Genomic DNA, 22,538 nt, shown 5'->3' with positions numbered 1-22,538 from the left:
ACACTCACTTTGCTACTCACACTCTGTAAAAAATTCCGGTTTATGGCACATGCGATAAGCCAACATAAATTCTTAAATATTAACGGAGCTTCATTATGAGCAATGTATTCTACATGCCACCTGTAACATTAATGGGTCCTAATGCTATTCAATCTTTAGGTGCGGAACTTGCGTCAAAAGAGCTGAAAAAAGCCCTAATCGTGACAGACAGTGTATTAGTTGAAGTGGGTTTAGTTAGCAAGCTAACTGACGAGCTAACCGCTCACGGTATTGATTTCACTATTTACGATGGTGTGCAGCCAAACCCAACAGAGAAAAACATTGAAGATGGCCTAGAGCTACTTGCAAACAGCCATTCTGATTTTGTGATTTCATTCGGTGGTGGTTCATCACACGATACTGCTAAAGGTATCGCATTGGTGGCAGCGAACGGTGGTCATATTCGTGATTACTCTAAAGGTGTACACCTTTCTAAAAAGCCACAGCTTCCATTGGTAACCGTGAACACAACAGCAGGTACTGCTTCAGAAATGACAGTGTTTGCAATCATCACTAACCAAGAAGATGAAACCAAATACCCAGTGGTTGATAAGCACTTCACGCCAATTATTGCAGTGAACGATTCAGAGCTAATGGTAGCAATGCCTAAGTTCCTAACCGCTGCAACCGGTATGGATGCATTAACGCACGCCGTTGAAGCGTATGTTTCAACTGCAGCGACACCAATCACTGATGCCTCTGCCATTAAAGCGATTGAGCTGATTGTAAACAACCTAGAAACTGCTGTGAACGACGGTCAAAATCGCGCAGCACGTGATGCAATGCAGTACGGCGAGTACCTTGCTGGTATGGCATTCTCTAATGCATCTTTAGGTTACGTTCACTCAATGGCACACCAATTAGGTGGTGTTTACGACCTGGCTCATGGCCTATGTAACGCCATCCTATTGGCAGAAGTTTCGCGCTTTAACGCGAAGCAAGTACCAGAGCGTTTTGTTGATATTGCGAAAGCAATGGGTATCGACACTGCAGCAATGACCCAAGAGCAAGCAGTAAATGCAGCCCTTGAAGCCATTGATGCACTATCTGAAAAGGTAGGCACCAAGCAACGCCTAGCTGATTTAGGTGTAACTGAAGATAAGCTAGCGTTCATGGCGCAAAACGCTCTAAACGATGCGTGTTCTTTAACGAACCCACGCAAAGCGAGCCTAGAAGAAATCGTAGCGATCTTCAAAGCACGCATGTAATACGCAACACCCTACAAAAAGGCTGGGGTTTCTCCTGTCTCTTGATCACAAGTCATTGTGTTCAAGAGACTTAGCTAGTTCATATCCTTCAAGGATGGTTTGTAACCTAAACCATCCTTGCCATAATGTCTTTACAGAAGCGCGACCCGTCCGCTTGGTATCTTTCCAACCACCTAACCGTGCAATACTTTTGTAAGCCCACGATATATTTGGTGCTTCTTTGGGCATTTTTTTCTTCTCTAATTTTAACCACATAAGCTTCCACGCTTTACCTTTTAACACCCGTTCACAACAGCTACTAGATAACTCTTTAGATTCGTTCATAAATCTTAACTGGAGTAAACGAGTAGCAATAAATGCCAAAATAACACTGAGCCTTTCTAAGTTATCTTTACTTTGCATTCTCAGTTGTTCAACTTGCGTGCCTTCACTTTTCCAAACCTTGTGAAAATCTTCTATCAGCCAACGACGCTCATAATAACTGAAGATTTTAAGTGCTTCCTCTTTGTTCGTTACAGGCTCTGATGTCAGTAAATGCCATGCGAGCTTGTCGTCACTCTCACCTTGCTCTATACATCCAACATAGTAGAGAGAGATATTATCGAACTCTTTTTTATTGGCGGGAGACTTAAGTGTCACGGGAGCATATTTGATGTCTAGATGAGCCGTGCGAGACTTACGACCGCCTTTTTGCGGTATTTTTAGCTCTTTGCTTCCTGCTGATAACAACTTGGAAGCGTAGTCATAAAGACGATTATCATGCTCCTCGATACAGCGACTTTGCATTGAGCGAACGATAAATCGTTGTTGTTGCTCGTGCTTGTAAGTGAGGTACTCGAATAAATCGGCTTCTCTATCACATACAGAAATAACCTCTGACATTTTCTCGCCTAGTCGCTCTGCAACATGGCGAGATGCTTGTTCCCATTTATAACTTTCTTTTTCTTTGTATGGTCGAGTTGCGTGCTGGTGTCTTTGACCACGTTTTTCAATATCTCGGGTCCAGCGTTGTTGTTCGATTAAACCAACCACAGTGTGAGTTTCGGGAGCAAAAAGCAATGTTGAATGAACGAACATTGCTCTGTGTCGATTACCTTGATTGGAATGCCCGAGTGTATCTTGTATGCTGTGATGTGAGTAACTTAGAGAAGTGGTATCTTCCAATGCAAGCAGTGTTTGTTGCTCTAAAGCTTCTTGTGCTGTGACATAGAATCCAGCTTCTGCAATATCTTCTGCTTTGATTTGGTCATTACGAATAAAGCGATAAGCCCCTTCCATATCGGCTGGGGAGATGATGAGTTTTGAGATAGGGACACCAGGTTGTTCAGCCAGAGAGGTAGCTAGAGCAACGAGTCTTTGAGTGCGTCTTGGGTCATTAAGATCGGCTTGACCGAATTGTTTTTGAGCCCAAAGAGTTGGTTCTATATAGGTCATCATAATCATCCTTATCATTGCTTAGATGATCAGATCATGAAACATAAAATTAGTTCAAAAAAATCCCCAAGCATTGGCTTAGGGATTTGTGTATAAGAGACAGGGGGGTTCTCAGCCTTACAACCTAATCCTTGCAAAATATTTAACCGTCGATGTATCTAGGTGCTGTCTGTAGATATTGTCGGTAAGGGCCACTGATCAGTCAGTGGCCTTTTTTTTATTCTGGGGTAGCTGTGGCTGTATCAGGCATGTTATCGGAAAGCGCCACATAACGTTGTTGCAACTCTTCAAATAACGCTTTTGTTTCAAACCCATCTAATGAGGGGCGTTCACCCGCAAAAAACGCGACACTTTTATTAAAAAGTGATGCTAGTGTTAAGAGTGTATCTAGTCGTGGTTGTGTGCGTCCGTACTCTAAATCTAAGTAAGTCTGCCTTGCAATATTAAGGCTTTTCGCGACATCAACTTGCGTCATACCGTGTTCTTCACGACTTTGCTTAAGTAGTAAGTGAAATGCGTTAGTGTTATTCATTGTTTTAGTTCTTCTATATGTTTGTACTTCTACATGTCAGTCGGCAAGATTGTATCGATATTCAGCAAATTGAGAAATAAATGTAAGTCATTTTTCAGTGAATTGTTTCATAATGTTTATTCATTATTGATACCATTATTGCTTTGAGTTAAAACGCATTATCTTCCTGTTTTTCTTAATAAAAATGAATACACCGTTAAAAGATAAAATCATGGCTTCTATCTTGTCAGGTAGAAACACAGAAGCGCAACTTATTAGCCTTTATCGAAAGTTAGAGCCTGGGAAATTTTCTCCGTCAGATCATAATGACATCGTACGTGCATTAGAAAAGCAATTAAGAGATCGTTTTCCTCGTGCGGCTAATCGTGTTTTTGGTGCGAAAGATAAAGACGTCGTAGAAAGTTTAGAATTGTTCGTCGCGTTATTGGATTTTGATCCTACAACTAACAAACTTGGTAACCATGTTAAAACAGGCGGCGGCAGAATACGTGGTGAGTGCTACATTCAAAATTATATTTCTTATAAGAATCAGCAAGGTCAAAAAGTAGAACTGTTACTTGAACAAAAAACCTTTGAAAGTGAGCTAATGGCTTATGTTTATGATCGCTCAAGTAAAGGGGCAGAGGTGTCTATTAGTTCGTATACTTTTGCTGAAATAGATGAAGCAAAACAGCACTATAATAGAGTGTTGCAGTGTTATTGCGATAAAAACTAATGCTACAAAAAAGCCTGCATTTTGTAGGCTTTTTTATATTCATAATTGAAGCGATAAACTCACTTAATGCTGCAATATCAGCATATACACTATACTTATTTGGTTCCGCGCATCCTGTTCTCCCGCTATCTCCTTGGCATGAATCAACACCTGCTTCGGTAAAGCCTGCACAAAATGCCCCATTACCAATATCACCGTAACTTTTTCACAAATTGATTTATCGATATAAGAAACAAATGTTGCCTGCAACTTTTTGTTTAAATAAAGCAGATAGAAAATTCGCTTTAAAAAAATAGTAATTCTCTTTACCTGTACTAGCATCTACTGGGCATGTTGCAATCAATATGCGCTTGATTGCATTTGATGTGTGCGAATTATATTTAAGGAGATTATTATGGTACGTCACATGAAAAAAACGTTACTTTTGTCGTTATTAGCTTCTGCATCGGTGTTTGCTGCATCTGATGATTCGAAATTGGGTACAGAAGGGCGACAGCTCGTTCCTGTTACTATTAAGTCTATGATGGCTTCAGATATGCATGGTGGAGTAGAGTTTAAATTTAATGAAGATTTGACTGCAGTGGAGGGAATGCCTTCATGCGAGTCATTATACTCCTCCCAGAAAGGTATAAATATAGTTATTATTGGATCCGATAACCCAAGATATAACCTTAAAGTATCTTGGGGTGACAGATGTAATATCCTAGTTTCCCGTGCAGAAAAAAATGAGTAGTGGCTGTTAATATTAAAATGGCAAGGAATCATCTTCGAATCCTTTTTAATAAGCATATCTGGATTAAAAGCTTGGTTCTTACTATTAGGGTAACAGTGATACGTATGGCTATAACGCACTCGTATTATCAGAGCCTTTTATGGCTACTATGGAAATGTAGATAAAGTGATAATTAGGTGGGTGAGAGATAATTAAGCCCCTATGTTTAACCAGATACAGGCTGAACACAGAGGCTTTACTTCATGATGAGAAGTACTTATTTTTCGGGCATTGGAAGGATTTCAAACATGCCATCAAAGTCATCTAATGAGTTAGCAAGTTGAGTAACCAGAGACGTATTCCCCGTTAGTTTTGCTTTGCCGGATTTCACTAACTCATCAAGAGTTACTTGACTTAAAACCATTGCCGTCATATCTGCTTTCGTGATTTGTAGGGCAACATCTGTTTTAGGTAATTCTTCAACTTGAATATTTGCCATATTAGAGTTGGAAACTTCACCGTAGTAAGACTCATCTAAATCTGGATGATGAATCCCAAAATTAAAGTCTAACCCAGTTTGTTCTGCTTTCTCTGCATTGAGTCTTACAGCTAGGAAGTCTAAGAACATCCCTGTTGGAGTATTGGCGATCACATCTGCTGATGCGAGTTTAATTGATGGTTGGATCTCCCCGGTGCGAAGCTCGACAGCACCTTGTAGGTATGAATTACGCCAAGCCATGGTTTCAGACTGGTAGCCTTGTTGCTCAAAACTATCAGCGAGGGCAAATCGGTAATCGATATTACTTGGGTCGCATTGCACGAGATCATTAAACAACTGTGATGCCTCTTGATATTCGCCATTTTTAAAATATGCTTGTCCTGCTTTAAATAATGTATCTGCACCAGCGGCTTTTACGTAGACACATGATTTATCTTTTGTTTGTAATGGGTTGGTATTAACCGGGTTCATATCATGATAACCAAGATATAAATTCACCACCGCGCGTGCATTGTGACTATATGAGCCGTGATAGCCATTGGTATGCCATGTGTCTTTTTGAGATTGAGGCACGATTTTTTCAATCTCGCGTCCAACGTCATGGATCGTTACACCGTGATTCGCGAGGCGCATCGCCTGATTATGAATAAAGCCATAGTTATCACGCTGGAGCGTCATATAGTCTGCAATTTCATTGTTTTTGGTCTTTACATCATTCCAAACAGGGGCTGAGTGGGCGGCATGAATATTGTCAACCAGACCATTATCAACATAGTGCAGTTTTAGCTCGGTTAGGTACTTAGTCCAAACCAGTGCGTCGCGCACTTTTGCCCCACGGAAGGTGTAGATGTTATGCATGCCGTCGTAGGTTAATTCCGCTGTATTTAATGAGCGGTATTCAGGAATATAGAGCACGATTTCTGCTGGCGCTTCGGCACCTGGCATATTGATGGCATGGAACTCTAATCCGTCAATGGTGACTATTTTTTCACGCTCTTCAATTTCTTGTGTTGGGGCAACCAGGGTTACTTCACCCCGTGATGTACCTAAACCGAGCGCATTATCAACAATACCTTGGGTGTTATTATCGAGTGTAGTGCCATATTGGTAGTTAGCACGACGTCCCATTGCAGCACCTGCAATGACATTTTCATCAGCCAGCTCTTTGATAAAGTCATTTGGGGCATAGATAGGCGCACCTTCAACAAAATCACCTGACTCAAAAATACCGCGAGAACCACCAAAATGATCGGCATGCATGTGTGAATAAATCATGCCGGTAATTTTGTGCTCACCGTTAATTTTCGGCAGATGCATTTTGGCAAACTCCCATGATGCTGCCGCCGCTTCTTTCGATAGCAGAGGATCATGAATAGCATAACCGTTATCAGTGCGATAAATCGTCATATTTGATAAATCTGCGCCACGAATTTGATATACGCCATCGGTGACTTGATACAAACCGCCTGCGGTATAGTTCAGCATACCTTGACGCCAAATAGATGGATTTACCGATGCAGGTAATTGATCCACACTCATATCAGACATGTAGTCAAAACGGTTTTTTAGCTCGCCAGCTTCATGGCTGCCAAACTCTGCAATTAAGCCTTTATTTGTGCGCTCAAAAGCACTGATATCTTGCCAAGGTAGTGTTTTTGCCAATGTCGTATTGGCTTGCTGAGTATGCTTGGTTGCAGGTTTACCTTGGTAGGTCTCTAAGCTGGCGTAATCAGCTGTTGCTGAAAAAGAAACTAGAAGTGCAAGTGAAATCGCTGAGGGTGCAAAACGGTTTGTCATAGTGAGCCTCGTGGTATCTCGTTCTAAAGGATGAGCTCACTTTATGGTGTTAACATATCAAAATATATGCATGAAACCGTATGTAAAACATCACTGTTAGTTATGTATCGAGTGGTTAATTCTAATATGCTGCTAGCCAAAGCTGACTGTTTTAATAGGCAGTTAAATGCGGTGTTTTACTTTTAATTTGTTGATTATAAAAATATTTCAAATGGTTTTTTGTTAGGTTAAGCGGCTTTAAGCGGTAAAAAGTCACTCGTTATGTATACTGACAACAGCCACTTATTAAAAGGTAATGTCTATGTCTCAGAACACGTTTATTTTGCATTCTGCTTATCCACCTTCTGGTGACCAACCAGAAGCGTTAGCGCGATTGATTGGTAATATTCAATCAGGCGTGACCCATCAAACGCTTCAAGGTGTAACGGGTTCTGGTAAAACGTTCACGATGGCAAATATGATCCATCGCCTGCAACGCCCAACCTTAATTCTTGCGCACAATAAAACATTGGCTGCCCAACTCTATAGCGAGATGAAACGTTTCTTTCCTGAAAATGCCGTTGAGTATTTTGTTTCTTATTACGATTACTATCAGCCTGAGGTCTATATTCCCGGCAGTGATCGTTTTATTCGTAAAGATTCCGCGATCAATGAACAACTTGAGCGGTTACGCTTATCGACCACAAAATCGTTAATTGAGCGTAAAGACGTAATTGTGGTGGCTTCGGTTTCTGCGATTTATGGTTTAGGCGATCCTGAGCAGTATCGTGCAGTACAAATTCCATTATCGGTAGGGATGACGTTAGATCGTGAAGATTTCATTCAACGTTTAGCGGCACTGCAATACAGCCGTTGTGAGCGTACTATTGAACGAGCAACGTTCCGTGTTCATGGTGAAATTTTTGATATTTTTCCTGCAGATTCAGAATCAAAAGCCGTACGTGTAGTGATGTTTGACGACACGATCGAAAAGCTGCAATGGATAGATCCACTTACTGGAAAAGTTTTAGGCGATATTGAACATTACTTTGTGTCACCAAAAACCTTGTATGCCGCATCAAGAGAAAAATTACAAAAAGCGAGTATTGAAATTGAAAAAGATTTAGAAGCGCGAGTCGCTGAACTCAATGATCAAAATCGCATTGTAGAAGCGGCAAGGCTATATGAGCGCACTATGCATGATATTGAGATGATGCAGCAGCTTGGTTATTGCTCAGGACTAGAAAACTATTCTTGTTATCTTAACGATCGCGATCCCGCTTTACCACCAACAACCTTATTGGATTATTTACCAAAAGATGGTCTGTTATTTATTGATGAATCTCATGTGATGATCCCGCAGATCTCAGCCATGTATCGTAGCGATGAAAGCCGTAAGGAAACCTTGATTGATTACGGTTTCCGCTTACCTTCGGCGAAGAATAATCGTCCATTAATGTTTAGTGAATTTGAGAAATTAAAGCCGCAAACAGTTTTTGTTTCAGCAACACCGGGAGAGTATGAGCTTAAAAAATCACAACAACATGTGACAGAGCAAATCATTCGTCCAACGGGGTTACTTGATCCGATTGTTGAAGTACGCCCATTGGCTAGCCAAACTGAAGATTTACTCAAAGAAATTGCAGAACGAACTCAAAAAGATGAACGGGTATTGGTAACGACTTTAACCAAAAAGAGTGCAGAAGCGTTGTATGACGTAATGACCGAATTAGGGATCAAGGTTAGCTATATTCATTCGGATGTAAAAACCGAGCAGCGAGTTGAAATTATTGATGATTTACGAGCCTGTAAGTATGACGTTCTGATCGGTATTAACTTGTTACGAGAAGGGCTAGATATTCCAGAAGCGTCATTAGTGGCGGTGTTAAATGCCGATCACGCAGGCTTTTTACGTTCAACTCAGGCACTGATCCAAATTATTGGTCGAGCAGCCCGTAATGCTAACGGTAAAGCGATTTTGTATGCAGATAAAATTACGCCAGCGATGCAGCAAGCGATGAGTGAATCACAACAACGTCGTGAGCGTCAGGAAGCGTACAACCAAGCTCACCAGATCACGCCAGCGTCTTCTCAACGTCAAAAAGCGAATATTGAAAACCAAGAGCCAGCACAACATACCACTGCATTTTGTGCCAACTTATCTGAGTTATGCCAGCAGATCACAGCGACTGAAAAACTGCTATTGGTAGCTTGTGATGCCAATGATGAAACGCAAATCAGCGAGATCAGAACAAGACTTAATGATTTATATCGTCAGTTTATTTTTATGTAAAAAGTCGCTTACTGGTAGGTAGGTGAAGAGTGAACACAAGGATCTCGGTACTGATTATCTGTAATTACCGAGATCTTTGATGTCTAGGCATGAATGGGAAAGGCGTGACTAACTTACAATACCAAGCATCTCTTTCAGGGGTTTTAGATAACGTCTGCTGATTGGTACTTCAAATCCTGTTGTGGTGATGATTTCGGCTAGTCCATTTTCCAGCAATTTAATCTCGCTGATCGCTTTAATGTTGATGAGATATTGGCGATGACAACGCACCAGTGGCGTTTTTTCTTCCAAGATTTTTAGGGTTAGTTGTGTGCTTGCGGTTTGCTCACTCGTACGAACATGAACACCACTGATATTGCTATATGCACATTCAACATTGTCGGTAGCAATGATCACAATGCGGTTATGACCAATACAAGGGATTTGCTCTAGCTTTTCTGGCACAAGGGCTGATACTGCTTGAGGCTGGTCTGATTGCGTGACGACTTTATGAAAGCGGTTAATGGTTTTAGCAAGGCGTTTAGGATCAACAGGCTTGAGCAAATAATCAAAAGCATTATCTTCAAACGCTTGAATCGCATATTGATCGTAAGCGGTCACAAACACCACATATGGCATGGTGTCGGGATCTAACATGCCGAGTAATTCAATGCCTGTAACTTGCGGCATTTGAATATCTAAAAACACCACATCAGGTTTTAGCTCATTGATTTTCTTGAGCCCCATAATGGCGTTAGCCGCTTCTCCAATCACTTCAATGTGACCCGTTTCCTCTAATAACTCAGCCAGCTCTTCACGGGCAAATTGTTCATCATCAATGACCAGCGCAGTTAACATCTAACATGACCTTTTATGTGCTTTGATTGTACTTATTGTGCGTGGGGGATAATAAAGCTTATTCGGGTAAATTGGTGCTGCTCACAGGCAATTTTTAGCGCTGAGTCACGACCAAATTGATTTGATAGCCGTTTATCGACGATCTCCATCCCTAAACCGACATGATTATCTGCTGGTGGCTGATAATTACCCGCATTATCTTCAACGATGATTTCATCACCTTGTGGGTGAGGTTTGCTATAAATTTTCACTGTTCCACCTTCTAACATCTCGGATATACCGTGTTTAATGGCGTTCTCAACCAGAGGTTGTAGGGTAAAACTTGGTAGCTTGGTATCAAGCAGTTTATCTTGAATATCAATCTTCACGGTTAAGCGATCAGTAAAACGGGCTTTCTCAATCGTGAGGTAGGCGTTCACATGGGCTAACTCTTCACGCAGCGTCACGGTATTAATGTTTTGTTTTAAGTTACTACGGAAAAACTGCGATAAGTTTTGAATAAGCTCACGGGCTTTATCAGGATCGCGTCTGGTGATGGCACTGATGGTATTAAGTGCATTAAACAAAAAGTGAGGATTTACTTGCGCATGTAGCAGCTTAATTTCAGCTTGTGATAATAAGGTTTGTTGCTGCAAATAATCACCGTAGAGAATTTGGCTTGATAATAGCTGCGCAATTCCTTCTGCCATCGACATATTGACGGTAGAAAAGAGCTTACGTTTAGGCTCATAAAGTTTAATGGTGCCAACTACTTTATTACCTGCTCGTAGCGGGATGATCAGAGCCGACCCCAGCTTACAGTGTGATGCTAATGAGCATTGGTAAGGATGTTCACGTCCATCGAGGTAAATGATGTCATTTTTTGCCATCGAATCTAAGGTGCTTTGCGATGAAATGGGGGTGTTAGGTTGATGATGATCGTCCCCAATACCGACAAAGGCCAAGATTTTTTCCTGATCGGTAATGGCAACTGCGCCGACATTGGTTTCTTCGTAAATAATACGCGCGATCTTATTGGCATTGTCACTGTTAAAACCGGTACTGAGGATCCCCACCGAGCGATCTGCAATGGTTAAAGCGCGACGTGAAAACGTGGCTGAATACTTTTCAAATATCGTTTTACGATCTTGCAGAATACTCATAAACAAGGCCGCACCAACGGAATTGGCAATGATCATTGGAACGGCAATGGTAGAAACTAGCTCATAGGCTTGCTCGAAAGGTTTGGCGACAGTGATTAATATGAGCATCTGCACCACTTCAGCAACAAAGGTGACACCAAACACCATGCAAGGGTTAAATAACAATGCGCCTTTGTTACGTTTAAGCAGGTAAACATGGAGTAAACCACCGATTAAGCCTTCGGCAGTGGTTGAAATAGTACAGGCAAGATCGGTAAAGCCACCAAGGGTATAGCGATGAATACCGCCCGTTAAACCAACCGCAAAACCCACCACTGGACCGCCAAATAATCCGCCCATTACAGCACCAATAGCACGGGTGTTCGCAATTGCATCGTCGATATGTAAGCCAAAGTAAGTGCCAAGAATGCAGAAACTTGAAAACAGTAAATAGCAAATCACTTTATGGCTGAGGCGAGATGACATACTCAGCAAAGGCAAGAAGATCGGGGTTTTACTCAGCATATAAGCCAATACTAAGTAAACGCACAATTGTTGTAGCAGGGAGAGAACCAGTTCCATGGTGAGCCTAACCTTGAAAAGAATGCCGAGATTGTAAGGCAAACAAAAAGAGCCTGCGTTGAGCAGGCTCTTACTATTACATCATTATGAACAATGACGAGGTAAATAAAAGTATCGGTTTATCAAGCTGTTTCAGAGGTTGTTGGTGTTTGCTCTTCATCAGCTAAATCCGTTTCACCTTTGCCTTTCGATGTTTTGATCACATAACCTGTCACGAAGAGCGAGAAAGCGATACCTGCAATAGTTGAGATCTGCATTGGAAGACCAAAACCGAGTGTGCTGTTGTTTAAAATGAAGGTCACACACACTGTAGTCATAAAGATAGCTGGAACTGTGGTGATCCAGTGCAGCTTGTTATGACGCAATAGGTAAGCTGAAGCCGTCCACAACATCATTACCGCCGTGGTTTGGTTAGCAAAGCCGAAGTAACGCCAGATAATACCGAAATCAACCTGAGTTAAGATGCCACCCAATACGAACAGTGGCACAGCCATTAATAGACGATTACGCAGTGTTTTTTGCTCAACGTTGAAGTATTCAGACAAGATCAAACGGCTTGAACGAAATGCAGTATCCCCAGACGTAATTGGTAGAATCACCACACCAAGGAAAGCCAAGATACCACCGAATGTACCTAATAAACCAAAGGATGCACTGTAAACCACGTTACCCGGACCACCACTTTTCACCGCTTCTGATAGTGATTCCAGTGAGCCGAAGAAAGACAACGCAATAGCACACCAAATTAGCGCAATCACACCTTCACCGATCATCGCACCGTAGAATACGAAACGACCGTTTTTCTCATTGTGCATACAACGCGCCATCAGTGGTGATTGTGTCGCATGGAAACCAGAGATAGCACCACATGCAATGGTAATGAACAGCGCAGGCCATAGCGGCATGTCATTTGGGTTTAGGTTAGTAAACATTTCACTTACTTTGAAATCACCCATTACTGTGTGTTCGCTAGAGAACGCAATCGCAGTCATTAGGCCAACCGACATGAAGATAAGCAGTGCGCCAAACAGTGGGTAGAATCGACCAATGATTTTATCGACAGGCACAATCGTCGCGAGAATGTAGTAGCCAAAGATCAGCACAACCATAGTGGTAACGTTAACCGTTAGGCTAGTTTGTTCGTTGATCAGATTTGTGATCATATCGGCAGGGGCAGAAACAAATACCACACCCACAAGAAGCAATAGGACAATGGCAAAGATGTTCATAAAATGTTTTGCGCCATTACCTAAGTAGCGACCTGTAATACTTGGCACTGACGCACCGCTATTACGGACAGATAACATACCAGAGAAATAATCGTGTACTGCGCCTGCGAAAATACAGCCGACTACAATCCAAAGCATAGCGGCAGGGCCATACAGTGCACCCATGATTGGACCAAAGATAGGGCCAACACCTGCAATATTGAGTAGCTGAACAAGGTAAACACGTTTGGTCGACATAGGTACAAAGTCGACACCATCAGTTTTGGTATGAGCAGGGGTTTTACGTTGTTCATTGATGCCGAATACTTTCTCTACGAAAGCACCGTAAATGAAGTAGCCGCCAATGAGGGCTGCGACACAGGTGAGAAACCACATCATAGCAATTGTCCTTAATTGAGTGTTTGGGGAAGCTTAGGACGTATGATATTCGCCTCTTATATTCACTGCATGCGCTCAATGTGTGAGTGGCAGAATAGTGTGATGAGTGGTCGTTATGAAGGATGAGTGGTTTATGCTGTTGTGAAGAGAATCGAAACTGTGAACTAGTGATGTTACCTCATAGTCTTGTTACCCGATGTGGGTTAAATACATTCTTACCTTAAAGGTATTTATTGAGTTTCGTTGCTAACTAAGGGCGAGTGTTTTCAAATTTACATTTGATTACTTATTTTTTATAAAGCACATAATATAAATGTGTAAAATAACAATAATTACAATGAGATATGAGCATAAAAAATGATCTTCTATAGTGTGATGTGATTGAAATCAGTGCTTATTTAAAATAAGTAAAGATGCAGATGTCTTATTGGTATAAATATAAGTTTTAACCAGTCTCCCCATATTTATATAAATAAAATTATTAATATATTTTAGTTTTAAACGTACTTAAGTGCTTCTTTATATATGTCTGAATCACGTGGTGCATATTTATATTAAGGAATTTCTTTGTCTCGCCAAATTATCTCATTTTTCCCGTTATTTTTTTCTTCATCACTATTTGCGACAGGATTAAGTTTTTCCGAATCATCGGCAACCAATACTGCGCTGGCGTCTGCTAATGGTGCTATTGCATTGGATGCCAGTGTACTTGCGCTTGCGCCCTCAAGTATTACTCAGTTGGAAGTTAAAAATATCACCGCTGCGATGACACAATACAGCGTGACATCAGATTATGAAATCTTTGGTAAGGTGTCTCAGTACGAAAAGAAACATCCAATACCATCATTCTTTATATCATCGCCATTAAGTCATAATTTTTATGCCGGATTTGGTCTTTATAGTCGAATTGCAGCTGATATTTCTGTGCCTGAAATTGGTCCGAGTTTTCTTCCATTATTTTATGAAACACGGGTTAGCCCAATCGTGCTTTCGGCTGTGCCTACATTAGCGTACCGTTGGGGAACATTGAGCATTGCAGCAAGTGCTGAATATATGCATGCCGAGTACGAGCTAGAGCAGAATCGTCGCCATTTTGGTCACGATAAACATAGCCGATGGAAAGGCAGAGACAACGGCTGGTCTGGGGCTCTGAGCCTAACTTGGAAACCAAGATCTGATTTAAGCTTTGCGGTAAAGCATCAATATGGCAGTGACTTTGGTGATAAGCAGGCTAACTTTGACTTACCCTCTCAAACTAGTTTTTATTTTTCTTGGTTACCAACAGAAGTATGGACAATAAATGTTTCTGTTAGTGAAACAATGTGGGATGGAAAAGGCATTCACTACAGTGAATACAACGACCCATTTGGTTTACTTGTTGGGGAGAGAAATAGCAAACGCGTTGCCATATCGAGTAGTTACCAATGGGGTGATTGGTTGTTTATGGCGGGTTATAGTGAAGATGAAGTGATTGATAGTCTAGGCGGAAAAGATAAGCGATACCGTCTCGGAATGAGTTATAAATTTAATGATAATTGGCTAGTGACTGGAGCATGGCTGCAAGAACATTACGAACCGAAAGAATACAATATGGGAGCCACTCAGCTTGTCTCTGTAAAAAATGACGGAATGGCAATATCAATAGGGGTTAACTATAAGTTTCGCTAGCGCCATGTACTGTTTAAATTATTAATTTAATTGTATCGATAGCATAATTTCAGGGAGTGATTCTGTTACTTCTCTGATTGTTAGCCATTGATTATTTAATTTATTAACACACCGCGCCAATATAACAACTCGATAGGCATTCTCCGCAGCCATTACAATCATCATTTAAAATAGGCGTGCTGTTAGCAATCAGGCTGAGTGCTTGTTTCGGGCAATCATCGACACATTCTTGGCAATTATCAAAGATCTTAGCGTTACAGCTTTTACTAAAAGTGGGACGCCAGCCTGTATCTGTGATGTTTAGAGTATTAAGTGCTTGAGTCGGACAAGCATTAATACAAGCTTGGCAAAAGGTGCAATGGTTACAGCTGAGATCCATCACAGGCCCATTGTTACCCATAGTTAAGATATTCTGTGGGCAAGCACTCACACATGCCGAACAGTTATCACAGAGATGCGTAAATAGACTTTCTTCAACAGCGCCAAGTGGTCTTCCTGCATTTATCTTTCCTGCCTCTGGTGTCTCAACTGATTGTGAAACACCACGAGATAGCGCGCGAAATAAACCACGACGACTGTGGTTTACTTCGCTCTCTTGCTGCATTAAATCGGCGCTATCGTGTTTCATCATTACGCCTCTTGCCAGTAGTTATGACGGTTCACGATTTCCAATTGTTGTTCTTCACAATAGATGGTCAACCATGCCAGCGTATAAGCGGCAAGTTGTTGGTAAAAATCGGTTTTTGCATGTTGCTGCATGCTCTCTAGCATGAAAGGGGCAAATGGCATGAGATGTTGAGTAAATAACTCATGCGCTGCCGCTTTATTATCTTGCTCTAGCAATATTGAGACTAACATCAGCATTAAACCAATGTGATCTTCAGGCTCACGCATTCCGGTATCGCAGGCAAAGCCTTGCTGGCGAGTGAACTCACGGTATTGCAAGGTCGATGAGCCAAACAGGGCATTTTCTTTATCTAAATACGCCGATCCCCAAGGCGGACATGGCATATCACCGCTACCTTGCAGTAAATGGAAGTGATCGGATTCAAGTTCGTCACTGTTAACAGCGTGCGCAAGTGCTGCAATATTTTTTAATAAATCATCATCTTGTTCAGCGAAGGCTTGCAGAATGGTGGAGCCGTTGTTTGAGCTTGGTGAGTAGAACAATAAGCCACCAAGAAGGCGAAAAAGTGTAGATTCGTAATGCATTATTTCAACTTTATAAATTTTTGGCGGAGCATACCGAGTTAACAAGCGGAAAAAATTGCGCTAAATCAAAAAAGTCATGGTGCTGATATATTTATTTATATGATTATAAATTTGTTAAATATTCTGGATAATTTAAATTTATAAAATTTTGTGACTAACTTCTCAGTTGTGATTTAACGTTGGTGGAATTTTATATTTCAAATACGGTTTATTGATTGAGCGCAATATTTCATCCTCTGCTTTAAGTGTAAAAGGACGCCCAGAAAAAGACCGCGAGAGTCTTTTCGCATTTTTTATGAGTAGTTGTCCTATGAAAAACACACTGAAAGCAATGATTTCCGGTGGCCTCTCAAGACGTGATTTTATGAAAACGTCGAGTGCTGTCGGTGGATTGGCTGCGACTGCCAGCGCCATGACCCTGCCATTTAAATCTAGCCCTGTTGCTGCTGCCACCGAGCAAGCGGTGAACGAAAAAATCGTATGGAGTGCGTGTACCGTAAACTGTGGTAGCCGTTGTCCATTACGTATGCACGTAGTTGATGGTGAAATCAAATGGGTAGAAACCGATAACACAGGTGATGACGAATACGGTAATCACCAAGTGCGCGCGTGTTTACGTGGTCGTTCAATGCGTCGTCGTGTTTACAATCCAGATCGCTTGAAGTACCCAATGAAGCGTGTCGGTAATCGTGGCGAAGGTAAATTCAAACGTATTACATGGGATGAGGCTTACGATGAAATCGCTAATAACATGAAGCGAATCATCAAAGATCATGGCAACGAAGCGATCTACCTTAACTACGGCACAGGTACGCTTGGCGGCACTGTGACTAAATCATGGCCGCCAGCGGGATCGCTTGTGGCACGTATGATGAATTTATGTGGTGGTTACTTAAATCACTACGGCGACTACTCAACAGCACAAATCAAAGAAGGTCTTAACTACACCTATGGTGGTTGGGGCGCAGGTAACTCGTTCTCTGATCTTGAAAACACCAAGCTGATTGTTCAATTCGGTAATAACCCTGCTGAAACCCGTATGTCAGGCGGTGGTTTGATCCATCACCTAATGGAATCAAAAGAGCGCTCAAAAGCGCGCATGATCATGATTGACCCTCGCTACACCGACACTGCTGGTGGTCGTGAAGATGAGTGGATCCCAATTCGTCCTGGTACAGATGCTGCGTTCGTTGCTGCGATGGCGTATGTGATGATCAAAGAAGATTTGGTCGATCAGCCATTCTTGGATAAATACTGTGTCGGTTACGATGAGAAAACCCTACCAGTATCAGCACCAGCGAAGAGTGACTACAAGTCTTACATCTTAGGTGAAGGCGCAGACGGTATTGTGAAAACCCCTGAGTGGGCGGCACAAATTACGGGCATTCCAGTTGATACCATTATTAAAACAGCCCGTGAAATTGGCTCAACCAAACCTTGTGCAGTACTGCAAGGCTGGGGCTTACAACGTACTGCAAACGGTGAAATTGCTTGTCGTGCGATCGCAATGTTGGCACTGCTAACGGGTAACGTGGGCATTAACGGTGGTGGTACTGGTGCGCGTGAATCTGACTACAACATTCCGTTTGTTCGTTTCCCAACCTTAACGAACCCAATTGAAGCGTCGATCCCAATGTTCCTATGGACAGATGCGATTGTACGCGGCACAGAGATGACCGATTTACGTGATGGTGTCCGTGGTGTTAAACAGCTTAAATCACCAATTAAGATGATCTGGAACTACGCTGGTAACTGCTTGATCAACCAGCACTCGGACATCAATAAAACGCACGATATTTTACAAGACGACAAAGCCTGTGAGCTGATTGTGGTGATTGATAACCACATGACGTCATCTGCCAAATATGCCGATATCGTACTGCCGGATCTAACAACCTCAGAGCAATCTGATTTCTGTATGGATACTAAAGCGGCCAACATGCCGTACTTCATTTTTGCTGATAAAGCGATTGAACCGCAATTTGAAGCCAAAGGTATTTACGAGATCTGCTCTGAAATTTCAAAACGTATGGGCGTGGGCGAGCAATTTACTGAAGGTCGCGATCAAGAAGGGTGGCTACGTCACTTGTATGCATTAACCCGTGAGCAAGATCCATCACTGCCTGATTTTGAAACCATGCGTAAGCTAGGTATCTACAAGCGCCGCGATCCAAACGGTCACTTTGTGGCTTACAAAGACTTCCGTGAAGATCCAGAGAAGAACCCACTAACTACACCATCGGGCAAGATTGAGATCTATTCTGAGCGTTTAGCACACCTTGCGGCAACATGGGAGCTACAAGATGATGAAGTGATCCACCCATTGCCGATTTATGTGTCGACGTTTGATGGTTGGGACTCGAAGAAGCGTGAGCAATTCCCATTGCAGCTAACAGGTTTCCACTACAAAGCCCGTTGTCACTCAACCTACGGCAACGTCGATGTGATCAAAGAAGCGGCACGTCAAGAAATGTGGATTAACCCGATTGATGCCCAGCAACGTGGTATCGCAAATGGCGATTTGATCCGTATTTTCAACGATCGTGGTGAAACTCAAATTCCAGCTAAAGTGACTCCTCGTATTCTGCCAGGTGTGGTCGCGTTGGGTGAAGGCGCATGGTACGCACCGGATAAACGCAAAGTCGATAAAGGTGGCTGTATCAACGTATTAACGTCACAGCGTCCAAGTCCGCTGGCGAAAGGTAACCCACAGCACACTAACTTAGTGGAAGTTCAACTGGTGAAAAAGGCATAAGGTTAAAGCATGAAACAATACGGCTTTTATATTGATTCAAGTAAGTGCACCGGTTGTAAAACGTGTCAGCTTTCTTGTAAAGACAACAAAGACTTAGATGTGGGTGTTAACTTCCGTCGTGTGTATGAATACGCAGGTGGTAATTGGGTAGAAGATAACGGTACATGGCGTCAAGACGTGTTTTCTTACTACGTATCTATTGCGTGTAATCACTGTACTAAACCTGCTTGTACCAAGGTGTGTCCAAGTGGCGCAATGCACAAGCGTAAAGAAGACGGTTTTGTGGTGGTGGATACTGAAAAATGTATCGGTTGTCAGTACTGCGGTATGGCATGTCCTTACGGTGCACCACAATATAACGCTGAAAAAGGTCACATGACCAAATGTGATGGTTGTTACGAGCGTGTGGGTCAAGGGTTACAACCTATTTGTGTGGATTCTTGTCCACTACGTGCATTGGAGTTTGGTCCTATTGCGGAGCTACGTGCTAAATACGGCAGCCATGCAGAAGTCGCACCGCTACCAAAAGCATCATTAACGCAACCAAACATCATCATTAAACCGAACCGCCATGCGCGTCCATGTGGAGATACCACAGGTCACTTGGCAAACCCGAAGGAAGTGTAATATGGCATGGCATGAATGGCCGCTTATCGTTTTCACGGTATTGGCACAAACATCGGTTGGTGCATTTTTAGTGTTAGCCACCATGATGTTAACAAAACAGCTGTCACTGGCAGCGGAAAAGCGTCTGCATCAAGCGATGTTCGGTTTATGGGCAATCATGGGTGTGGGCTTTTTAGCGTCTATCATGCACCTTGGTAGCCCACTGCGCGCAATGAATGCGTTGAACATGTTGGGTAGCTCTTGGCTATCAAATGAAATTGCAACGGGCAGTGCGTTCTTTGCTTTAGGTGGCATGTTCTGGTTATTGTCAGTATTAAAGCTTGGCAGTGTGGCAATTCGCAAAGCCTTTATGGTGGGCGCAATGCTGGTGGGTGTTGCCTTTATGTATGCCATGACCATGGTTTACATGATTGATACCGTTCCGACATGGTACACACCGCTCACACCTGCGGCATTTATGATCACTATGCTGATCAGCGGTACGGCATTAGCACAACTATTGCTATCAGTAGCAAAACATGACAGCACAGCGGCGAATAAGCTGTTACCTATCATGGGGCTGGTTGGCATGTTCGCTGTCGTGATGGTTGTGATGTTGCTTTCATCGCACCTTGCAAGCATTGAAACCAGTGTGACGACTGCATTAGCCGTCGTACCTGAGCACACAAGCTTACAGCTAACCCGTATCGTTTTAACGGTAGCTGCGATGGTGTTGTGGTTATTGCCTGTGGTTCAGCGTAAGAAAGTGACAGTACTTCCGATGGCAATGGCGTTTACCATGATTGTAGTAGCAGAGCTAATCGGTCGTGGCATGTTTTACGGCATGCACTTAAGTGCTGGCATGTAATGCTCCGAAATAATAAGAGCATGTAAGCGTAAGTGATAAGCTGAAAATACAATGGATAGGGGCGAGAGCTTCTATCCATTTTTTTATTCATGGCTTTCAATAATACCCAAGCAACCTCAAGATGCAGTGTTCAGCGAGACGACCTTAGTTCTCAGGCGCGGCAACGATTCGAAGATATAGTGGTTCTACATTGAGAATCGTTAACAAAGTTTGAGAGCTAAGGACGTTCGCCCTTTGGGAGCGTGTCACTGAGCCGACTTCTTGCGTCAGACAACTTGGAAAGAGCCCGCTATTCCGCTTCGTTGTCTTCCTTGAATTCAACTCAGTGACTTTGCTCTGAATCAGGCATATTGAAGTCACTTGGGTATAAATTTATATATTTATTGAGATTAGGTACGTCGCTTTTTTCAGATACTATAAATCCGCCTTGCGACAGGTCGTAATCACGATGCTTATCACCTGATAATGTATATACCCGTGATCATTGAAGTTGCTTGATTTTCTCTAAAATCAGGATCATGCTAAGCGCATGAAAATTATACTGACTCCTCAACAGAAATTACGACTCGAACAAATGCACCACATTGAGCGTGATAGTCGAGTGTGCGACCGCATAAAGGCAGTTCTGCTGGCTTTTGAAGGTTGGAGTCAAATTATGATTTCTCAAGCTCTTCGCATTCATGAGTCGACCGTTGCACGCCACCTGAGCGACTACGTTCTTTCTGAAAAGCTTAAGCCTGAAAACGGTGGAAGTCAGAGTAAGCTCTCAGCAAGTCAAACCATGCACCTCATCGAGCATTTAACTGAGAAAACCAATTCTCATACTCATCAGATTGTCACCTATGTTAAAGAGGTATTTGGGCTCGATTACACGGTTTCGGGTATGAACAAATGGCTTCACCTCCATGGTTTTAGCTACAAGCAACCGAAAGGCGTGCCACACAAGTTTGATGAATCAGAGCAGAAAGCATTTATTGAGGCTTATAACGTCCTAAAGGTGAGTTGTGGCAAAGATGAATCGATAGTCTTTATCGACGCTGTTCACCCAACATTATCCACAAAAATATCTCATGGCTGGATACGTACTGGGCAAGATAAATTGATTGAAACAATCGGTAATCGTAGCCGATTAAACATTATTGGTGCACTGAATCTGTCGGATATTGGTGCAACTATTGTTCACGATTATGAGAGCATGAACAGTGAAACGATTGTTCGCTTTTTCTGTAAGTTAAGAGACAGTTATCCATTAACCCACAAACTTCATATTATCTTGGATGGTGCGGGATATCACCGCAGTGATTTGGTTAAAGGCGCTGCCTTTGTCCTCAATATAGAACTCCATTACCTTCCGCCTTATAGCCCTAATCTCAACCCGATAGAGCGGTTATGGAAAGTAATGAACGAGAAGTCGAGAAACAATGTTTACTTCAAAACCAAACGAGACTTCAAGGTTGCAATAGATCAATTTTTTACTGTGACTCTTCCAGAGATCGCAGGTTCGTTGATATCTCGAATTAATGATAACTTTCAGGTTCTAAAAACAGCATCTTCAAGTTGATTCGGTATATATACCCGGCTCTTTATTCTCTACTTCTGTGTTTAAATAGTGTTGATAAAACTCGTTACTGGCAGAAATAATTCGGTCGTAATGGTTTTTAATATCATATTCAATCATATTAATATGTACATAGTTGTACAAGATCATGCAAAGCACAAAAATGATATTTAATGATAAAAAACGAATGATACTTTTCTTCATGGAAGTTAATACCAAATTTTACTATCTCTAATTTATAAAATTACGTGAATTATAGGTTTGAGGTATGAATAATCAAATTATCCAATCTAGTTGGATATATAATTAAGTATCTATTTATCAATCACTTACTGTTTGTGTTGTATTCATTTACACTTTTTTACAAAACATAGAAAGTATTAAAAAAGATTATGTTAAGAATTGTTTATTCCATGTGGTGTTTAATTACACGTTGTTTTATTTTTGTTTCTCTAATGTTTGATTGAATAAAAAAAGACCTTAAAACAAATTTAAGGTCTTTGGGTTTTAGTTAAT

The 22,538-nt window shown here is 41.9% G+C and carries 17 protein-coding genes; 9 read left to right on the top strand and 8 right to left on the bottom strand.

Annotated elements, in window-relative coordinates:
- Positions 1 to 95: 95 nt before the first annotated feature.
- Entirely contained in the window at positions 96 to 1,247 is a 1,152-nt protein-coding gene (locus tag Q7674_RS00085) for an iron-containing alcohol dehydrogenase (protein ID WP_042117060.1), read from the top strand.
- Positions 1,248 to 1,292: 45 nt separating this feature from the next.
- Here the strand turns inward: Q7674_RS00085 and Q7674_RS00080 are convergent, their stop codons facing one another.
- Positions 1,293 to 2,681: an IS4 family transposase gene (locus Q7674_RS00080; protein WP_305422580.1), complete on the bottom strand. Its 1,389-nt coding sequence runs from the start codon at positions 2,679 to 2,681 to the stop codon at positions 1,293 to 1,295.
- 217 nt (positions 2,682 to 2,898) lie between these two features.
- Complete coding sequence (locus Q7674_RS00075; protein WP_045066153.1) at positions 2,899 to 3,213, bottom strand: helix-turn-helix transcriptional regulator; 315 nt, start codon at positions 3,211 to 3,213, stop codon at positions 2,899 to 2,901.
- 211 nt (positions 3,214 to 3,424) lie between these two features.
- Between Q7674_RS00075 and Q7674_RS00070 the strand changes: the two genes are divergently transcribed.
- Positions 3,425 to 3,928 carry a hypothetical protein gene (locus Q7674_RS00070; protein ID WP_045066152.1) on the top strand — a complete coding sequence of 168 codons (504 nt, stop codon included), beginning with the start codon at positions 3,425 to 3,427 and terminating at the stop codon, positions 3,926 to 3,928.
- Positions 3,929 to 4,334: 406 nt separating this feature from the next.
- Positions 4,335 to 4,661, top strand: coding sequence for a hypothetical protein (locus tag Q7674_RS00065; RefSeq protein ID WP_144083130.1), 327 nt, complete (start codon positions 4,335 to 4,337; stop codon positions 4,659 to 4,661).
- A 256-nt stretch (positions 4,662 to 4,917) separates the two neighbouring features.
- On the opposite strand, the gene Q7674_RS00060 is transcribed toward Q7674_RS00065, so the two are convergent.
- The gene (locus Q7674_RS00060) at positions 4,918 to 6,936 is read right to left on the bottom strand and encodes an alkyl/aryl-sulfatase (RefSeq protein WP_045066149.1); all 2,019 of its coding nucleotides are present in this window, start codon (positions 6,934 to 6,936) and stop codon (positions 4,918 to 4,920) included.
- Between the two features lie 301 nt (positions 6,937 to 7,237).
- On the opposite strand from Q7674_RS00060, the gene uvrB reads away from it, so the two are divergent.
- Complete coding sequence (gene uvrB / locus Q7674_RS00055) at positions 7,238 to 9,208, top strand: excinuclease ABC subunit UvrB (protein ID WP_305422158.1); 1,971 nt, start codon at positions 7,238 to 7,240, stop codon at positions 9,206 to 9,208.
- Positions 9,209 to 9,316: 108 nt separating this feature from the next.
- Here the strand turns inward: uvrB and btsR are convergent, their stop codons facing one another.
- From btsR to Q7674_RS00040, 3 genes are all read right to left on the bottom strand, one after another.
- Entirely contained in the window at positions 9,317 to 10,045 is a 729-nt protein-coding gene (btsR, locus tag Q7674_RS00050; protein WP_045066147.1) for a two-component system response regulator BtsR, read from the bottom strand.
- Between the two features lie 32 nt (positions 10,046 to 10,077).
- Positions 10,078 to 11,748: a sensor histidine kinase gene (locus Q7674_RS00045; protein ID WP_045066146.1), complete on the bottom strand. Its 1,671-nt coding sequence runs from the start codon at positions 11,746 to 11,748 to the stop codon at positions 10,078 to 10,080.
- Between the two features lie 122 nt (positions 11,749 to 11,870).
- Positions 11,871 to 13,355 (bottom strand): carbon starvation CstA family protein, encoded by a 1,485-nt coding sequence (locus tag Q7674_RS00040; RefSeq protein WP_045066144.1) that lies wholly within the window; start codon positions 13,353 to 13,355, stop codon positions 11,871 to 11,873.
- Positions 13,356 to 13,922: 567 nt separating this feature from the next.
- Here Q7674_RS00040 and Q7674_RS00035 point away from each other — a divergent pair.
- On the top strand, positions 13,923 to 15,023 hold the full coding sequence (locus tag Q7674_RS00035; RefSeq protein WP_045066142.1) for an OmpP1/FadL family transporter: 1,101 nt from the start codon (positions 13,923 to 13,925) through the stop codon (positions 15,021 to 15,023).
- A 103-nt stretch (positions 15,024 to 15,126) separates the two neighbouring features.
- Here Q7674_RS00035 and Q7674_RS00030 read toward each other — a convergent pair whose 3' ends face one another.
- Together Q7674_RS00030 and Q7674_RS00025 are read right to left on the bottom strand one after the other, a co-directional pair.
- Positions 15,127 to 15,654 carry a 4Fe-4S dicluster domain-containing protein gene (locus Q7674_RS00030; protein WP_237156793.1) on the bottom strand — a complete coding sequence of 176 codons (528 nt, stop codon included), beginning with the start codon at positions 15,652 to 15,654 and terminating at the stop codon, positions 15,127 to 15,129.
- Entirely contained in the window at positions 15,654 to 16,235 is a 582-nt protein-coding gene (locus tag Q7674_RS00025; RefSeq protein WP_045066139.1) for a TorD/DmsD family molecular chaperone, read from the bottom strand. Before Q7674_RS00025 ends, Q7674_RS00030 begins: the two co-directional genes overlap by 1 nt.
- A 310-nt stretch (positions 16,236 to 16,545) precedes the next feature.
- On the opposite strand from Q7674_RS00025, the gene Q7674_RS00020 reads away from it, so the two are divergent.
- The 4 genes from Q7674_RS00020 (at position 16,546) to Q7674_RS00005 (ending at position 22,025) form a co-directional block, all read left to right on the top strand.
- Positions 16,546 to 18,990: a DmsA/YnfE/YnfF family dimethyl sulfoxide reductase gene (locus Q7674_RS00020; protein WP_045066137.1), complete on the top strand. Its 2,445-nt coding sequence runs from the start codon at positions 16,546 to 16,548 to the stop codon at positions 18,988 to 18,990.
- 9 nt (positions 18,991 to 18,999) lie between these two features.
- Complete coding sequence (locus Q7674_RS00015; RefSeq protein WP_008988756.1) at positions 19,000 to 19,617, top strand: DMSO/selenate family reductase complex B subunit; 618 nt, start codon at positions 19,000 to 19,002, stop codon at positions 19,615 to 19,617.
- A 1-nt stretch (position 19,618) separates the two neighbouring features.
- Positions 19,619 to 20,464: a DmsC/YnfH family molybdoenzyme membrane anchor subunit gene (locus Q7674_RS00010; RefSeq protein ID WP_045066135.1), complete on the top strand. Its 846-nt coding sequence runs from the start codon at positions 19,619 to 19,621 to the stop codon at positions 20,462 to 20,464.
- Positions 20,465 to 20,993: 529 nt separating this feature from the next.
- A complete protein-coding gene (locus Q7674_RS00005) occupies positions 20,994 to 22,025 on the top strand; it encodes an IS630 family transposase (RefSeq protein ID WP_305422151.1) in 1,032 nt (343 codons plus the stop codon).
- The last annotated feature ends 513 nt before the right edge of the window (positions 22,026 to 22,538 follow it).

This window comes from Photobacterium leiognathi, assembly GCF_030685535.1.
Lineage (GTDB): Bacteria > Pseudomonadota > Gammaproteobacteria > Enterobacterales > Vibrionaceae > Photobacterium > Photobacterium leiognathi.
The sequence above is the reverse complement of the archived record's forward strand: the minus strand, read 5'-3'. Positions and strand labels throughout refer to the sequence as shown.

Excerpts from the sequence above, each read along its gene's own strand:
- Q7674_RS00085 (WP_042117060.1), top strand. The coding sequence starts at position 96 with ATGAGCAATGTATTCTACATGCCACCTGTAACATTAATGGGTCCTAAT.
- Q7674_RS00080 (WP_305422580.1), bottom strand. The coding sequence starts at position 2,681 with ATGACCTATATAGAACCAACTCTTTGGGCTCAAAAACAATTCGGTCAA.
- Q7674_RS00075 (WP_045066153.1), bottom strand. The coding sequence starts at position 3,213 with ATGAATAACACTAACGCATTTCACTTACTACTTAAGCAAAGTCGTGAA.
- Q7674_RS00070 (WP_045066152.1), top strand. The coding sequence starts at position 3,425 with ATGGCTTCTATCTTGTCAGGTAGAAACACAGAAGCGCAACTTATTAGC.
- Q7674_RS00065 (WP_144083130.1), top strand. The coding sequence starts at position 4,335 with ATGAAAAAAACGTTACTTTTGTCGTTATTAGCTTCTGCATCGGTGTTT.
- Q7674_RS00060 (WP_045066149.1), bottom strand. The coding sequence starts at position 6,936 with ATGACAAACCGTTTTGCACCCTCAGCGATTTCACTTGCACTTCTAGTT.
- uvrB (WP_305422158.1), top strand. The coding sequence starts at position 7,238 with ATGTCTCAGAACACGTTTATTTTGCATTCTGCTTATCCACCTTCTGGT.
- btsR (WP_045066147.1), bottom strand. The coding sequence starts at position 10,045 with ATGTTAACTGCGCTGGTCATTGATGATGAACAATTTGCCCGTGAAGAG.
- Q7674_RS00045 (WP_045066146.1), bottom strand. The coding sequence starts at position 11,748 with ATGGAACTGGTTCTCTCCCTGCTACAACAATTGTGCGTTTACTTAGTA.
- Q7674_RS00040 (WP_045066144.1), bottom strand. The coding sequence starts at position 13,355 with ATGATGTGGTTTCTCACCTGTGTCGCAGCCCTCATTGGCGGCTACTTC.
- Q7674_RS00030 (WP_237156793.1), bottom strand. The coding sequence starts at position 15,654 with ATGATGAAACACGATAGCGCCGATTTAATGCAGCAAGAGAGCGAAGTA.
- Q7674_RS00025 (WP_045066139.1), bottom strand. The coding sequence starts at position 16,235 with ATGCATTACGAATCTACACTTTTTCGCCTTCTTGGTGGCTTATTGTTC.
- Q7674_RS00020 (WP_045066137.1), top strand. The coding sequence starts at position 16,546 with ATGAAAAACACACTGAAAGCAATGATTTCCGGTGGCCTCTCAAGACGT.
- Q7674_RS00015 (WP_008988756.1), top strand. The coding sequence starts at position 19,000 with ATGAAACAATACGGCTTTTATATTGATTCAAGTAAGTGCACCGGTTGT.
- Q7674_RS00010 (WP_045066135.1), top strand. The coding sequence starts at position 19,619 with ATGGCATGGCATGAATGGCCGCTTATCGTTTTCACGGTATTGGCACAA.
- Q7674_RS00005 (WP_305422151.1), top strand. The coding sequence starts at position 20,994 with ATGAAAATTATACTGACTCCTCAACAGAAATTACGACTCGAACAAATG.